Origin of the sequence: Polaromonas sp. CT11-55, assembly GCF_047303325.1 — a bacterium.
Classification (GTDB): Bacteria; Pseudomonadota; Gammaproteobacteria; order Burkholderiales; family Burkholderiaceae_C; genus Polaromonas.
This window is the reverse complement of sequence record NZ_JBKBEX010000026.1, coordinates 45,472-58,827: the sequence shown is the minus strand read 5'-3', so window position 1 is coordinate 58,827 and position 13,356 is coordinate 45,472. Positions and strand designations below refer to the sequence as shown.

Genomic DNA, 13,356 nt, shown 5'->3' with positions numbered 1-13,356 from the left:
AAAACGGAAGGTCGGCGCGACGGCTCAGACGCCGAGGTATTCCTGAAGCATGCCCATGTTGCCGGCGAGCTCGGCCTGGGCGAACTGCTTGACGATGCGACCGTGTTCCATGACATAAAAGCGGTCGGCCAGCGGCGCGGCGAAACGGAAGTTCTGCTCCACCAGCACGATGGTGTAGCCCTTTGCCTTGAGCGTGAGGATCATCTCGGCGAGTTTTTGCACGATGACGGGCGCCAGGCCCTCGGAAATCTCATCGAGCAGCAAGAGGCGCGCGCCGGTGCGCAAAATGCGCGCGACGGCCAGCATCTGCTGCTCGCCGCCCGACAGGCGCGTGCCGGGGCTGGCGGCGCGTTCCTTGAGGTTGGGGAACATCGTGTAGATCTCGTCCAGGCTCATGCCGCCCGGGCCTATGGTGGGCGGCAGCATCAGGTTTTCCTCGGCCGTGAGGCTGGCGAAAATGCCGCGCTCTTCAGGGCAGTAGCCCACGCCCAGCCGGGCCACCTTGTGCGGCGCGAGCTTGATGGCTTCCTCGCCGTTGATCTTGATAGAGCCCTTGCGCGCGCCCGTCATGCCGACGATGGCCCGCATGGTGGTGGTGCGGCCGGCGCCGTTGCGGCCCAGCAGGGTCACCACTTCACCTTCATTGACCGTGAGATTCACGCCGTGCAGGATGTGCGACTCGCCGTACCAGGCGTGCAGGTCTTCTATCTTGAGGAGCTCTTTGGTCATCTAGTGGGCTCCCTGCAGCTCGGTGTTCGCCGTACCCATATAGGCTTCGATCACCAGCGGGTTTTTGGCGACTTCGGCATAGGGGCCGTCGGCGATGATGGCGCCGCGCTGCAGCACGGTGATGCGGTCGGCAATCGACGACACCACGTTCATGTTGTGCTCCACCATCAGGATGGTGCGGCCGGCCGAGACCTTTTTGATCAGCTGCGTCACGCGGTCCACGTCTTCGTGGCCCATGCCCTGGGTGGGTTCGTCCAGCAGCATCAGCTCGGGCTCCAGCGCCAGCGTGGTGGCGAGTTCCAGCGCGCGCTTGCGGCCGTAGGGCAGGTTCACGGTCAACTCGTCGGCGAAAGCGCTGAGGTCGACCTCGGCCAGCAGTTCGCGGGCGCGACCGTGCAGGTGAAACAAAGTGTCCTCGGCCTTCCAGAAATGGAAGGAGGTGCCCAGGTTGCGCTGCAGCGCCGCGCGCACGTTCTCCAGCACCGTCATGTGCGGAAACACGGCCGAGATCTGGAAGGAACGCACAATGCCGCGCCGCGCGGTCTGCGCGGGCTGCTCGAAGGTGATGTCGCTGCCGTTGTAAACGATGCTGCCGCGCGTGGGCGTCAGGAATTTGGTGAGCAGGTTGAAGAAGGTGGTCTTGCCGGCGCCGTTGGGCCCGATCAGCGCGTGGATATGCCCGCGCTGGACCTTGAGGTCCACGTTGTTGACGGCCACGAATCCCTTGAATTCCTTGGTCAGCCCTCGTGTTTCGAGAATGAACTCCACGGACAAATCGCTCTCCGGCAGGTAAGGGGTTGGACATCACGGTACGCCAGGGCGGCCGCGGCAGGTATGCAGCCGCGGACATAGGCCCGTGAAACACAGCTGGTCATCCTAGCCATCCCCTCCCGCAGGCGGTACCCGGTCAGACCCTTAGGTAGTTTTGCGTGATCCCGCGCTTGCGGTTTATTGCTCGCGGTTTCGGTTGGGGCCTCCTTCACCGCGCTGGCCGCGCGGGTTGGCGGCGTCGGCCTGGCGAATGGCTTTGTCGGCTGCGGCCTCCCTGGCCTGGGCGGCTTCGCGCTGCGCCTGTTGCTGCTGCCTGCGCTGTTGCTGCTCCTGGGCTTGGGCTTGGGCTTGGGCCTGGTGCTGGCGTTGCTGCTCCTGGGCTTGGGCTTGGGCTTGGGCCTGGTGCTGGCGTTGCTGCTCCTGCTGGGCACGTAGCTGTTGTTGCTGCTGCTGTTGTTGCAGGTGCTGCTGTTGTTGCAAATGTTGCTGCTGCTGTTGCTGTTGCTGTTGCTGCCTTTGCGCCGCCTGCTGCTGGCGCGCGTTTTCCTGGTCGCGCTGGGCCTGTTCGCGCAGGGCGCGCTGGCCTATGGCTTCTTCACCCGAGCGGCGTTGCTGTTCCAGCTGAGGGGCTTGCAGCTTTTCCCTTTGCTCCCGCTGTTCCCTTTGCTGGCGCTGCTGTTCGCGCTGGGCTTGCTGCTGGCTGCGCTGCGCCTGTTCGGCGGCATGGCGATCGGCCTCGGCCCGGGCTTGCGCGCTGGCATTGGCTGCCTGGGCGCGTTCCTGCGCTTCGTTGCGGGCTCGCGCATCGCGTTGGGCCTGCTCGCGCAGCGCACGCTGGCCTATGGGCTCCTCACCTGAGCGGCGTTGCTGTTCCAGCTGCGGGGCCTGCAGCTGTTCCTGCCGCTCCCTTTGCTGGCGCTGCTGCTCGCGCTGTGCCTGCTGGCCGGCGGCGGGAGTGCCGCGGTCGGGTGCGGGTACTGCCGGTATTGTGGGCATGGTGGGCTGGGGCCGGGCATCGTGGTCCCTGCCGGCGATGGGGCCGGCGCGCCGCTCATCCCGGTTGTTGTCATCGCGGCGACCGTCACGGCCATCACGGCGGTCGTCACGGCTGCTGACGACGGGCACGGGCCTTGCGGCCACCGCCGGTGGCGGCAAGGCGGTAGTGGCCACGGGGCGTTGCCGTTCGCGAAGCTCCGCCGGATTCGGGCGTTGCGGCAGCGCGCCGCGGTCGGCCACAAGCTGGGCACGGCCCAGGTCGGCGCGGCTCAACGCCTGCTGCACGCGCACCGGCCGGCCGCGCTCGAAGTCCTCGCGGCTGACGGCCGTCACGGCGGCGGGCTGGCGCTGGTAGCGGTACACATTGGTCACATTGTTGGTCACGTTGACGGTCTTGTTGACCACGATGTTGTTGTTCACCTGGGTGACGTAGCGCGGGCTCACGCGGTAGGCCGGGCGGAAGGCCTCGCCGGGCGCCAGCGGGAACCAGCCCACGCCGGGGCGCGCCGCGCCGCCTATCGAGATGTTCCAGCTCACGCCGCCGCTGCTGCCGCCCACAAAGGCGACCAGCGCGGGCGCGTACACCGGACGCGGCGCGAGCCGCCCCGGCACCCAGGCCCAGCGCGGGCCTATCTGCGCCCAGCGGCCGTAGTGAAAGGGCGCGAACCCCCAAGGCGCGTCGTCCACCCAGGTCCAGCCCCAGGGCGAGACCCAGGCCCAGTGGCCCATGCGGTAAGGCGCCCAGTTGACGGGCACGGCGCGCGGTATCCAGATGGCGCCGTAGCTCGGGTCCTGGCTCCAGTTGCCGTAGCTGTCGAGTTGCTGGTAGCCCACGGTTTCGCGCGGCACATAACGCGCGGATACCGACTGGTCCTCCAGCCGGTTGCGGTTGGCGGCCCACAGGTCGAAGTCGTCCTGGCGCGAGGCGCCCGGCCCGGCCGGCACCAGCTGCGTGCCGCTGAAGTTGGCCTGCTGGCCGGCGGCCAGGTTGACCGAGGCCGAGTTGTCGCCGTAAATCACGCCGCCGCCCGATTGCGCGATCACGCGCGTGGTGTTGCCGGCCGGGTCCACGTCGAGGCGGTAGTCACCGGGCTGCGACACCACAAAAGCCAGGTTGGGTGTGTCGACTTCGAGGCGTTGGCCGTCAAACAGCTGGCGCACGCGCAGCTTGAGCGTGCCCTGGGCGAGGCGCAGCTGGGTGGTGTTGTCGTCCAGCGCGAGCAGGTCCAGGCTGGTCTGGTGGTTCATGCGCACGGCGGTGGAGCCGGCATAGACTTCGGCGCGCGCCTGCGGGCCCGTCCAGAGCCTGTCGCCGGCGGTCAGCGGCCGGTTCAGGTTGGCGGCAGTCCATGCATCATTGGCGTCGCCGGGTGCGAAGCTCACGGGGCCTTCAGCCAGGTTGAGCCGGGCCACGCGGCCGGGCGGGTCTATCGCGTCAGCCTGTGGTGCGGGTTGCTGGGCCCAGGCGATGGGCTGCAGCAGCGCCAGCACAAAGGCGACCGCCGTCAGCACAAGGTACCAATAGAGGTCTGAGAAACGAAAGCCCCGGAATTCTTGGCCGGGGTCGTCGCGAAATGGTTCGGTGTCGGTGCGGGTCATGGTGCACGCTCTCTTCCTGTCGTTGGGGCCTCATCGATGTGACCGTTGATGAGGCCGGATGAAGCTAGTGGCTCAGGCTCTAAGACCACCATACCCATGACAACGCGCCTGAAGATGGATGGAGTGCTAACAGCTCGTAAAGATTGCGCGATTCACGGTGGCGATGAAACAGGATGTAATGCCCGGCACACGACCCCGGCATAAATGATGTGAGACTATGTCGCCCATGCAAGATTTCTGGCCTTCCAGCGGCTTTAAGCAACTGCGCCGCACCCCGCGCGGCTGGCTGCAGCCCACCGACGATTACCTGCGGCTGTTCCTGGCGCGGCCCGAGCTGGCCCTGGTGCCCGAGTCCTGCGACGCCGAGCGCGTCCTGCACGCCGCGCTGGTGGCATCGCCCTCAAAGTCCGTGGCGCCCGGCGAATTGCAGGCCTTGCAAGATGCCGATGCGCGAGACAACTATGCGCATTTCCTGCGCTTTCGCGACGGCCTGCTGGCCGCCGGCACGCTGGAGGCGTACTACCTGGGCCTGTTCCCGCGCGACGGCACGGGCCGTGTGGACATACCGCCGCTCTTCATCGACCTCATCGTGCAGGCCATGCTGCGCAACCTGCTCGATGATTCCGCCGATGCCTATGAGTTGCGCGCGGCCGAAATGCTGTTTCGCGCACAGCGCATCAGCACCGAAGGCGGCCGTGTGCTCAGCGGCGACCTGGCGGTGCTGGACATGCTCCATGAAACCGGCGGCGTGGGTGACTTCGGCCGCTTCCTGGCCGAGGCCGGCGCGCCTGTGCCCGCCATCGAACTGCGGGTGCTCGCTGACGACAATGCGGCCGCCTATTGGCAAGAGACCGAAGGGGCGGGCGGCCATCGTTTTCTGCTGGACCTCACGCATGAAATCAACAATGAACTCGGCCACGGCCTGGTACTGACCGTGGTGCGCGCGCGATCCGGCCTCAAGGCGCTGGCCGTGGTGCTGCAAAAATGGATTGCGCATTTGCTGGGCGTGGCCGTCACCATACGCCCGGTGCAAAAAGTGGACGACGAAGCCTGGCGCTGGCATGTGGGCCTGGACGCCGGGGCCACGGCCCTGCTCAATGACTTGTATGAAGGCCGCGAGGTGGAGCCGGCGCGTTTGCAGCGGCTGGTCAGCCTGTTCCGGCTGGAGTTTGCCGATCCGCGCGAGATGCGCGCCGACGTGGCGGGAAAGCCGGTGTACCTGGGACTGATGATGGACGCCGGCGGCGTGCTCAGGCTCAAGCCGCAAAACCTGCTGGTCAACCTGCCGCTGCCTGCGGCGGCTTCGTAAGTTCAGTCACTGCCCTCCACTTCAACTACCAGCACGCGGGCCTCGCCCACCGGCGAGGCGATGTGCTCGGTGCCCGCGCTCGCGAAAAAGATGTCGCCGGTTTCCAGCATGACCGAGCATTGGCCGCAGTTGTCGCGGTAGCGCATCTCGACGCGGCCGTCGAGCACGGCAAACACTTCCTCGCCCTCGTTGATGTGCCACTTGTAGGGCTTGTCGGTCCAGTGCAGCCGGGTGGTGATGCCCTGCATATTGGCCACCGTCATCGCGCCCCAGGCGCGTGTCGCGGTGAAATCCTTGCTTCGAATGATCTTCATGTGGGTCTCCATCAGGTGAGCGCTTGGCGCAATGAAAGCCACGCCATGCTACGTCGCGGGGCTCTCGCAAACATGAATTCTTCGGCGTGAATTGATTCCGTATCCGCATCACTGAAATGCCCCGCATGCGGTTCTGCGGCGCTAAGATGAATTGCATGAAGACCGTATTGCTGCCCGGCGGCGAAGCCGTCCCCGCCCTCGGCATGGGCACCTGGAACATGGGCGATGCGCCATCGCGGCGCGCTGATGAACTCGCGACCTTGCGGCTGGGGCTGGATCTGGGCTGCACGCTGGTCGATACCGCTGAAATGTATGGCGAAGGGCTGTCAGAGGAACTGGTCGGCGAAGCGCTGCAAGGCCGGCGCGACGAGGCCTTTGTGGTGAGCAAGGTCTATCCGCACAATGCGTCGAAGGCCGGCATGGTGGCGGCCTGCGAGCGCAGCCTGCGCCGCTTGCGCACCGACCGCATAGATCTTTATTTGCTGCACTGGCGCGGTTCGGTACCGCTGGCCGAAACCCTGCAGGCTTTCATGGCGCTGCAAAAGGCCGGCAAGATCAGGCACTACGGCATCAGCAACCTAGATATGGCGGATATGAAAGAGCTGTGGGCCCTGCCCGGCGGGAAGGACGTGCAGGCCAATCAGCTGCTGTACAACCTCACGCGGCGCGGCATCGAGTGGGACTTGTTGCCCTGGCTTCGCGAGCGGCGCGTGCCGGTGATGGCTTATTCTCCGATTGAGCAGGCGCGCCTCTTGCGCCATGCGGGCCTGGCCCGCTTCGCAAAAAACCACGGCATGTTGCCCTCCCAGGCCGCGCTGGCCTGGCTGCTGGCGCAACAAGGCGTGATCGCGATTCCCAAGACCAGCCACCCGGACCGCTTGCGCGAGAACGTCGCGGCTGCGCAGATTCAGCTCAGCGACGAACAACTGGCCGAGTTGGACGCGCTTTTTCAGCCACCTGTGGGCCCGGTTCCCCTGGAGATGATCTAGTCCGGTGCGCTGCGCCGTTCGATCGGCTCGTCTTACGCTTTCAATCGGCGTGACGGGTCGGCTTGGTGCAGGTACACCGCGAAGGTGTCCCATGGGATGCTGATTGCGAGCCGCGACATGATGCGTCCGATCTCGCCGCGATGGTAGCCACTATGGATGACGAGGTGGGTCAGAATTTCCTCGCGTGACATGCACCCTCGGTCCCCGTCAGTGAACACAAAGGGCACGAATTCGGACAACAGTTCAGGCGTGGCGGTTTCCAGGTAGTTCAGGTACCAGCGGTCGGAAGCCGTCAGCGCCTGGCGCAGGTCTTCCAGTGTGGGTGTGTCCGGCGTGTTGTCTGCGGCAAAGTTGTGCGCGGCGCCGACGAGATGCGCCGCGAATATCTGGTCAACGATGTAGTTGTGGTTGAGCAGCCGCAGGGCGGCCTGCCGGTCTTCGGCATGCAGCTTGGCATCGAAGCCTTTCATCTTGTCCAGGAACTCGGCATTGGCCCAGGCGCGGTAGCTAAAAAGGGTCCGCAGCAATGCGACAGCGCTCATGTTGAAGGTGTCCTTTGTCGTTCGAGAAATGTGAGTACCATGTACATATATTCATGGGAGTGGGGTCACGTGTCTACTCGCATTTCAGCGGCACGGTCATCAATGCGCAAAGAGCCACGCCAAGCGCGTTCCCGGGCCACGGTGGAGGTCATCGTTCGAGCCGGGGCTCGCGTTCTGGCCGACCGGGGCTGGGCCGGCTTCACGACGAACGAGGTTGCCGAAGTCGCCGGCGTCAGCATCGGGTCCATTTACCAATATTTCCCCGACAAGCTGGTGTTGGTGGATGCCATCCGGCGCCATCACCTGGACGACGTGCTGGGGGTGCTGCGAAAGGCCGGGCAGGGCGCGTCGCTGGACCAGCTGATTGATGGTCTTGTGGATGGCATGGTTGCGGTCCATAGTCTTCATCCCGCCCTTCACCGGGTGCTGCTGGACGAGGTGCCGGGCGGCGCCGGGAGCTCCGCGCATCGCGCGTTCGAATCCGAGTACCTGGAGCGTTACCGAGCGATTGTTGCGAAGTCCGGCCGTCGGAAAGGACTGGCCGTCGACGCCATGGTCCAGGTGCTTTCTTCCGCGGTCGAAGGCGTGATTCATGGTGCTGCCCGGAGAGGAACTTTGGCGTCGCCGGACCTCAAGCGTGAACTCGCGACGATGATCCGCTCGTACCTGATCCCGCAAGGTCATGCGACATAGGCCGCTGTTGCACTGGAAACGGCGAGTTGCCGCGGGCCCATCGCCGGCCGCGAGGCCGGCCCCCGCGGATCACGGCCCATTCAGGCCTTGTATAGACAGGTCGGCGAATAAAATCGAGGGTCAAAAACCGGCCGCACGCGGGGTACCCATCATGGGCCTTATGCTTGCAAGCCCCATCTGGAGACTTCCCCCATGCTTCGCAAAATTCTGTCCTTCGTCGCCCTCGCGTTGGTGCTCTGCGCCGCGCAGGCCCAGAGCTATCCCACCAAGCCCATCCGCCTGATCGTGCCTTTCCCACCCGGCGGCGGCACCGACATCCTGTCGCGCCTGGTGGCCACCAAACTCACGGAGGCCAGCAAGTGGACGGTAATCCCCGACAACCGCGGCGGCGCGGGCGGCACCATAGGCATTGCCGAAGCCGTGCGCGCCGCGCCCACGGGCTACGACATGGTCATGGGCCAGAAGGACAACCTGGTCGTCGCGCCCTGGCTTTACAAAAACCTGAGCTACGACCCGACCAAAGACCTGGTGGCCGTGGCCCACGTGGCCTACACGCCGGTGGTCATCGTCACGGGCGTGCAGTCGCGCTTCAAGACCCTGGCCGACGTGGTGGCCGCGGCCAAGGCCGCGCCCGACAGCGTCACCTACGGCTCGCCCGGCAACGGCACCACCATCCACCTGGCCGGCGAAATATTCAACAGCGCCGCCAACATCAAGCTGCGCCACGTGCCCTACAAGGGCTCCAACCCGGCCATGATGGACGTGCTGGCCGGGAATGTGGACCTGATGGTGTCCTCGCTGCCCTCGGCCATCGCCCAGATCAAGTCGGGCAAGCTGCGCCCGCTGGCCGTCACCTCGGCGCGCCGCAGCACCTCGCTGCCCGAGGTGCCCACCGTGGCCGAACTGGGCTACAAGGACTTTGACGTGAGCACCTGGTACGGCCTCTTCATGCCGGCCGGCACGCCCAAGGACGTCGTGGCCACCGTCAATGCCGAAGTCAACAAGCTGCTGGCCACGGCCGACATGAAGGCCGCCATCCACGCCCAGGGCGCCGAGGTGCAGAACATGACGCCCGAGCAGTTCTCCAGCCTGCTCAAGACCGATTACGTGAAGTGGAAGAGCATCGTGCAGGCTTCCGGCGCGACCATCGAATAAGCGCGTTGTCAGGCTTGCTTCCTGCACAAGGCGGCGCCCAGACGGGCGCCGTTTTTTTTGGCCGCAGCGCTACGTGTAAACCCTAGGAAACTGAAGCTTTGGTACGTGACATGATCTAGTCATCTATAGGACTAGATCAATCATGAGCGCACCTGCCCTGACCGTGGTGCCCGAGCCGGGCCAAAGCCGCTATGCCGCGCTGGCCGCCGCCTTGCGCGCGCGCGTGGTGGCGGGCGAATGGCCGCCGGGCAGCGCGCTGCCGGCCGAGCAGACCTTGGCCGCTCAGCACGGCGTGGCGCTGGGCACGCTGCGCCGCGCGCTGGAACTGCTGGCCGGCCAGGGGCTGATTGAACGCATCCACGGCCGCGGCACCTTTGTGCGCGCCGGCTTGACGGGCGACACCATGATGCGATTCTTTCGCTTCGGCGAGGGCACGGGCGAGGTGCCGGTCTCGCGCATCGTGTCGCGCCAGCTGCTGATCGCGCCCGCCGAGGTGGCGCGCCGCCTGGGTCTGGCGCCCGGCGACACCGCGCTGCGTCTGCAACGTGTGCGCTCGCTGTCGGGCCAGCCCTGTGTTTATGAAGAAATCTGGCTGCCGCTGGCCCTGTTCGCCGGGCTTGGCGAGGGCGATACCGCCGCCTGGGGTGATTTGCTCTACCCGATGTTTGCCGAGCGCTGCGGCGTGCGTGTGGCCCGCGCGATCGATGAAATCGCCTTCGGTGTGCTGACCGCGGCCCAGGCCGGGCACCTGGCCCTGTCGGCCGGCCACCCCTGCGCGCTGGTCACGCGCAGCGCCTACGACCTGGCCGGCCGCTGCGTGGAAGTGCGCCATACGCGCGGCGACGCCCATGCCTTTCACTACACCGTCACCATCACTTGAACACCTGCTTGCACGTCCTTGAACCATCCCTGAAACCGGAGAAACCATGCCAGCCAAGCCCCGTCACCTTTCATCCGCGACCCAGCCGCTGAACCGCTCGCGCCGCCTCATGTTGCAGGCCACCGGCGCGGCCGTCGCCGCACCCTGGGCTTTTGCCGCCAACGCGGCCGGCCAGATCGCCGGCGGCAAGCCGATCACGCTGGTCGTGTCCTATGCCGCGGGCGGCGGCGCCGACCTGATGGCGCGCCTGATCGCGCCGCGCCTGTCGGAGTTCCTGGGCCAGCCCGTGCTGGTGGACAACAAACCCGGCGCCGGCGGCCAGATCGCCGCGACCCAGGTGGCGCGCGCCACGCCCGACGGCACGCAGCTGCTGGTCGATGCCTCGTCCTTCGCGGTCAATCCCGCGCTGTATCCCAAGCTGCCCTATGACGTCGACACGGCGTTTGCGCCGCTGGCCGTGCTGGCGCAGTTTCCCAACGTGCTGGTCTGCACGCCCGGCTTTGAAGCCAAAAGCGTCAAGGACCTGATACGCATGGCCAAGGCCAGGCCCGGGCAGATCGCCTATGCCTCCTCGGGCAACGGCTCGGCCCAGCACCTGGCCGGCGCGCTGTTCGAGGACCTGGCCGGCGTCAAGCTGGTGCACGTGCCCTACCGCGGCGGCGGCCCGGCCATGAACGACGTGATGGCCGGCCAGGTGCCGCTGTTCTTCGCCAACGTGGCCTCCTCGCTGGGGCAAATCCAGTCGGGCCGGCTGCGCCCGCTGGCGGTCACCAGCCGGCGCCGCACGCGCTCGCTGCCCGACATGCCGACCATGGAAGAAGCTGGCGTGCCGGCCTACGAGGTGCTCGAATGGAACCCGGTGCTGGCGCCCGCCGGCATAGACGCCAAGTCCAAGGCCGCGCTGGTCGCGGCCATCCGCAAGACCATGGCCGACCCCGAGGTGCTGGGCCGCATCCGCAGCCTGAGCGGTGAAGTCTTCCCCGACGGACCGGAAGCGCTGACCGTGGCTTTCCTCAAGGCCCAGCAGCTCAAGTGGGGCCGCATCATCAAAGACCGCAAGATCACCGCGGGCTAGGGCCTTGGCCGTGCGAAATGCAGTGACAGCCCCTGTGGCGCCCGGCTGGGACAGCCACGTGCATGTGTTCGATGCCGAGGCGCCCGTGGCTGCGGGCCATTACCGCCCTGTGCACCGTCCGCTGGCCGACATTGAGCAACTGGCCCATGCCTACGGCTTCGGTCACCTGGTGCTGGTGCAGCCCAGCGTCTACGGTACGGACAACAGCGTGTTGCTCGATGCGCTGCGCGCCAGCCGGGGGCGGCACCGCGGCGTGGTGGTGCTGCCGCCCTCGGTGGACGACGCGGCGCTGGCCGACATGCACGCGCTGGGCGTGCGCGGTGTGCGCTTTAACCTGGTGTCGCCCGTCGGCGACAGCCTGGGCGCGGCGCAGGGCGGCGCGATGGAGCGCTTCCAGGCCCTGGCGCCGCGCCTGCGCGCCCTGGGCTGGCATGTGCAGTGGTATGCCTCGCCCGATGATCTGCCGGTGATCGCCGCCCTGCATGCCGCCAACCCTGTGCCCGCTGTGCTGGACCACCTCGCGGGCATGCACGCGGGGATAGCGCCCGGCCACCCGGCCTGGCGCGCGCTGGAGCAGCTCACGGCCCAGGACGCCTGGGTCAAGCTTTCGGGCTGGTACCGCCTGCGCGCGCAGGCGCCGTATGAGGCGCTTTATGACGTGATCCGCAGGATGGCGGCCCTGTTCGGCCGGCGCCTGGTCTGGGGCTCCGACTGGCCGCATACCGCCTTCGCGCCCGATGCGCTACCGGCCTATGCCAGCACCTGGGAGCCCGTCTCGCGCGCGCTGACGCCGGTCCAGAAGCAGTGCGCCCGGGAGCAGGCGCCGGCCGCCCTCTACGGCTGATCGCCCCCTGCAGCGGCCCGGAGCCCGGAGTGGCTTAAAATCACGGGCTACGCCATTTTTAACCGGAGTTCTCCATGCCCAAGAAAATCAGAGTCGAAGCCGACATCTGCGCCCCAAAGCCAGTCCCTCCCAAGGGCTACACCATCACCACCGGCCGCGGCCAGAAGATCAGCCTGGAGCGCGGTTCCCACACCCGCAGCAAAAAGAACCCTGGCAAGCGTCCCCACCAGGGTTGAGCCGGTTCTGCTGATGTGGCCCAGGTCGCATCCATGAAAAAAGCGCCTTTTCAGGCGCTTTTTTCATGTCCAAAATGGCTGGCGCTGGTGGTCAATATCGGGCACAAGCTGCAATACCTGCAGTTTGTATGGCCGCAGAATGTTCGCCGTGACGCGCATCCGGCGCAGGCCTGGCCAGTTTCAGGTCGCGAGCGCAGCCGCCATGCGGTGCGGCATGAGGCGTTCGCGTGGCGCTGCGCCGCCCCACAGGCTCAGCATCAGGTCCACGATGACCGGTCCGAAATCCTGGTGCGGAATTTCGACCGAGGTGAGCCACGGGGCGAGCCAGGCATTGATCGGGTTGCCGTCGATGCCGACCAGCTCGCAGTCGCCGGGCACCCGGATTCCGCTCTCGCGGGCCATGCGGTGCACCCCATAGGCGACCTGGTCGCTGATGCACATCGCGCCACGCGGCCAGGCACCGGGCGCCGCGAACTGGGCCGCGGCGGCGTAGCCGATTTCCAGGTGCGAGATGCCGGGGGCCTCCACCCGGCGGACCCGGTCGGCCGACAAGCCTCTGGCGACGACCCGTTCGCAAAAGCCCTGCACGCGTTCCCGGGTCGTGGACGATCCGCGCGACGGAAATACCACGGCCGGCGCGTCGATGCCGCGGTCGAGCAGGTAGTCTGCGGCGGCGGCGCCGGCCGCCAGGTTGTCCGGTCCCACGAAGGCGCAGGTGCCGAACGGGCTGCGCCGGCTCACGAAGACCATGGGCGCACCGCGCTCCACGAAGTCGCGCAGGCCGTCACTGGGCTGCGCCGCGACCATCACGTAGCCCTGCACGACCTGCGAACGCATGGCGTTGAGATAGTCGTCCTGCAGCTCCGGCCGGTCGTGCGTGTCGCACAGGATCATCGTGTAGCCTGCCTGGCGCAGCGCGGCCTCGGTGGAGGCGGCCAGCGTGGCCATCACCGGGTTGTCGAGGTTGGCGGCCAGCATCGCGACCAGGCGGCTCTCACGGCTGCGTAGCGCGCGCCCCAGCTGGTTCGGGTGGTAGCCCACGGTCTTGATCGCCTCGCGCACGCGCGCCAGCGTTTCCGGCGAAGCCCGCCGGGTCTCGCCGTTCACGATGCGCGAGACGGTGGAGATGGAGACGCCGGCCTGCACGGCGACTTCGCTCAGCGAAACCGGGCCGACGCCCTTGCGCCTGCGCGGGGTGTCGTCGGTCATCGCTGCGGGCGGCAG

General features: G+C 66.8%; 14 protein-coding genes. 8 read left to right on the top strand and 6 right to left on the bottom strand.

From position 1 onward, the window contains the following. Window positions 1-24: 24 nt before the first annotated feature. The 3 genes from ACEN8I_RS19825 to ACEN8I_RS19815 form a co-directional block, all read right to left on the bottom strand. Window positions 25-729 carry an ABC transporter ATP-binding protein gene (locus ACEN8I_RS19825; protein ID WP_413330340.1) on the bottom strand — a complete coding sequence of 235 codons (705 nt, stop codon included), beginning with the start codon at window positions 727-729 and terminating at the stop codon, window positions 25-27. Continuing rightward, complete coding sequence (locus ACEN8I_RS19820; RefSeq protein ID WP_413330338.1) at window positions 730-1,503, bottom strand: ABC transporter ATP-binding protein; 774 nt, start codon at window positions 1,501-1,503, stop codon at window positions 730-732. Between the two features lie 174 nt (window positions 1,504-1,677). Continuing rightward, complete coding sequence (locus tag ACEN8I_RS19815; protein WP_413330336.1) at window positions 1,678-4,095, bottom strand: DUF6600 domain-containing protein; 2,418 nt, start codon at window positions 4,093-4,095, stop codon at window positions 1,678-1,680. A gap of 226 nt (window positions 4,096-4,321) precedes the next feature. Here ACEN8I_RS19815 and ACEN8I_RS19810 point away from each other — a divergent pair, with 226 nt between their 5' ends. Next, complete coding sequence (locus tag ACEN8I_RS19810) at window positions 4,322-5,404, top strand: DUF6352 family protein (RefSeq protein WP_413330365.1); 1,083 nt, start codon at window positions 4,322-4,324, stop codon at window positions 5,402-5,404. Between the two features lie 2 nt (window positions 5,405-5,406). On the opposite strand, the gene ACEN8I_RS19805 is transcribed toward ACEN8I_RS19810, so the two are convergent. Beyond that, window positions 5,407-5,718, bottom strand: coding sequence for a cupin domain-containing protein (locus tag ACEN8I_RS19805; protein ID WP_413330334.1), 312 nt, complete (start codon window positions 5,716-5,718; stop codon window positions 5,407-5,409). 155 nt (window positions 5,719-5,873) lie between these two features. Here ACEN8I_RS19805 and ACEN8I_RS19800 point away from each other — a divergent pair, with 155 nt between their 5' ends. After that, window positions 5,874-6,707, top strand: a complete 834-nt coding sequence (locus ACEN8I_RS19800; protein WP_413330332.1) for an aldo/keto reductase — start codon at window positions 5,874-5,876, stop codon at window positions 6,705-6,707. A 32-nt stretch (window positions 6,708-6,739) separates the two neighbouring features. Here ACEN8I_RS19800 and ACEN8I_RS19795 read toward each other — a convergent pair whose 3' ends face one another. Then, entirely contained in the window at window positions 6,740-7,249 is a 510-nt protein-coding gene (locus tag ACEN8I_RS19795; RefSeq protein WP_413330330.1) for a DinB family protein, read from the bottom strand. Window positions 7,250-7,390: 141 nt separating this feature from the next. Here ACEN8I_RS19795 and ACEN8I_RS19790 point away from each other — a divergent pair, with 141 nt between their 5' ends. The 6 genes from ACEN8I_RS19790 (at window position 7,391) to ACEN8I_RS19765 (ending at window position 12,132) form a co-directional block, all read left to right on the top strand. Further along, window positions 7,391-7,942, top strand: coding sequence for a TetR/AcrR family transcriptional regulator (locus ACEN8I_RS19790; RefSeq protein WP_413330328.1), 552 nt, complete (start codon window positions 7,391-7,393; stop codon window positions 7,940-7,942). 192 nt (window positions 7,943-8,134) lie between these two features. Next, complete coding sequence (locus ACEN8I_RS19785; RefSeq protein ID WP_413330326.1) at window positions 8,135-9,097, top strand: Bug family tripartite tricarboxylate transporter substrate binding protein; 963 nt, start codon at window positions 8,135-8,137, stop codon at window positions 9,095-9,097. A gap of 142 nt (window positions 9,098-9,239) precedes the next feature. Then, a complete protein-coding gene (locus tag ACEN8I_RS19780; RefSeq protein ID WP_413330324.1) occupies window positions 9,240-9,977 on the top strand; it encodes a GntR family transcriptional regulator in 738 nt (245 codons plus the stop codon). A gap of 46 nt (window positions 9,978-10,023) precedes the next feature. Next, window positions 10,024-11,052: a tripartite tricarboxylate transporter substrate binding protein gene (locus ACEN8I_RS19775; protein ID WP_413330322.1), complete on the top strand. Its 1,029-nt coding sequence runs from the start codon at window positions 10,024-10,026 to the stop codon at window positions 11,050-11,052. Between the two features lie 22 nt (window positions 11,053-11,074). After that, on the top strand, window positions 11,075-11,896 hold the full coding sequence (locus ACEN8I_RS19770) for an amidohydrolase family protein (RefSeq protein WP_413330321.1): 822 nt from the start codon (window positions 11,075-11,077) through the stop codon (window positions 11,894-11,896). Between the two features lie 74 nt (window positions 11,897-11,970). Then, window positions 11,971-12,132, top strand: a complete 162-nt coding sequence (locus tag ACEN8I_RS19765; protein ID WP_007863796.1) for a hypothetical protein — start codon at window positions 11,971-11,973, stop codon at window positions 12,130-12,132. Between the two features lie 180 nt (window positions 12,133-12,312). Here the strand turns inward: ACEN8I_RS19765 and ACEN8I_RS19760 are convergent, their stop codons facing one another. Beyond that, window positions 12,313-13,341 (bottom strand): LacI family DNA-binding transcriptional regulator, encoded by a 1,029-nt coding sequence (locus tag ACEN8I_RS19760; RefSeq protein WP_413330320.1) that lies wholly within the window; start codon window positions 13,339-13,341, stop codon window positions 12,313-12,315. Between the last annotated feature and the right edge of the window lie 15 nt (window positions 13,342-13,356).

Coding starts and splice junctions, on each gene's coding strand:
- ACEN8I_RS19825 (WP_413330340.1), bottom strand. CDS start 729: ATGACCAAAGAGCTCCTCAAGATAGAAGACCTGCACGCCTGGTACGGC.
- ACEN8I_RS19815 (WP_413330336.1), bottom strand. CDS start 4,095: ATGACCCGCACCGACACCGAACCATTTCGCGACGACCCCGGCCAAGAA.
- ACEN8I_RS19810 (WP_413330365.1), top strand. CDS start 4,322: ATGCAAGATTTCTGGCCTTCCAGCGGCTTTAAGCAACTGCGCCGCACC.
- ACEN8I_RS19805 (WP_413330334.1), bottom strand. CDS start 5,718: ATGAAGATCATTCGAAGCAAGGATTTCACCGCGACACGCGCCTGGGGC.
- ACEN8I_RS19800 (WP_413330332.1), top strand. CDS start 5,874: ATGAAGACCGTATTGCTGCCCGGCGGCGAAGCCGTCCCCGCCCTCGGC.
- ACEN8I_RS19795 (WP_413330330.1), bottom strand. CDS start 7,249: ATGAGCGCTGTCGCATTGCTGCGGACCCTTTTTAGCTACCGCGCCTGG.
- ACEN8I_RS19785 (WP_413330326.1), top strand. CDS start 8,135: ATGCTTCGCAAAATTCTGTCCTTCGTCGCCCTCGCGTTGGTGCTCTGC.
- ACEN8I_RS19780 (WP_413330324.1), top strand. CDS start 9,240: ATGAGCGCACCTGCCCTGACCGTGGTGCCCGAGCCGGGCCAAAGCCGC.
- ACEN8I_RS19775 (WP_413330322.1), top strand. CDS start 10,024: ATGCCAGCCAAGCCCCGTCACCTTTCATCCGCGACCCAGCCGCTGAAC.
- ACEN8I_RS19765 (WP_007863796.1), top strand. CDS start 11,971: ATGCCCAAGAAAATCAGAGTCGAAGCCGACATCTGCGCCCCAAAGCCA.
- ACEN8I_RS19760 (WP_413330320.1), bottom strand. CDS start 13,341: ATGACCGACGACACCCCGCGCAGGCGCAAGGGCGTCGGCCCGGTTTCG.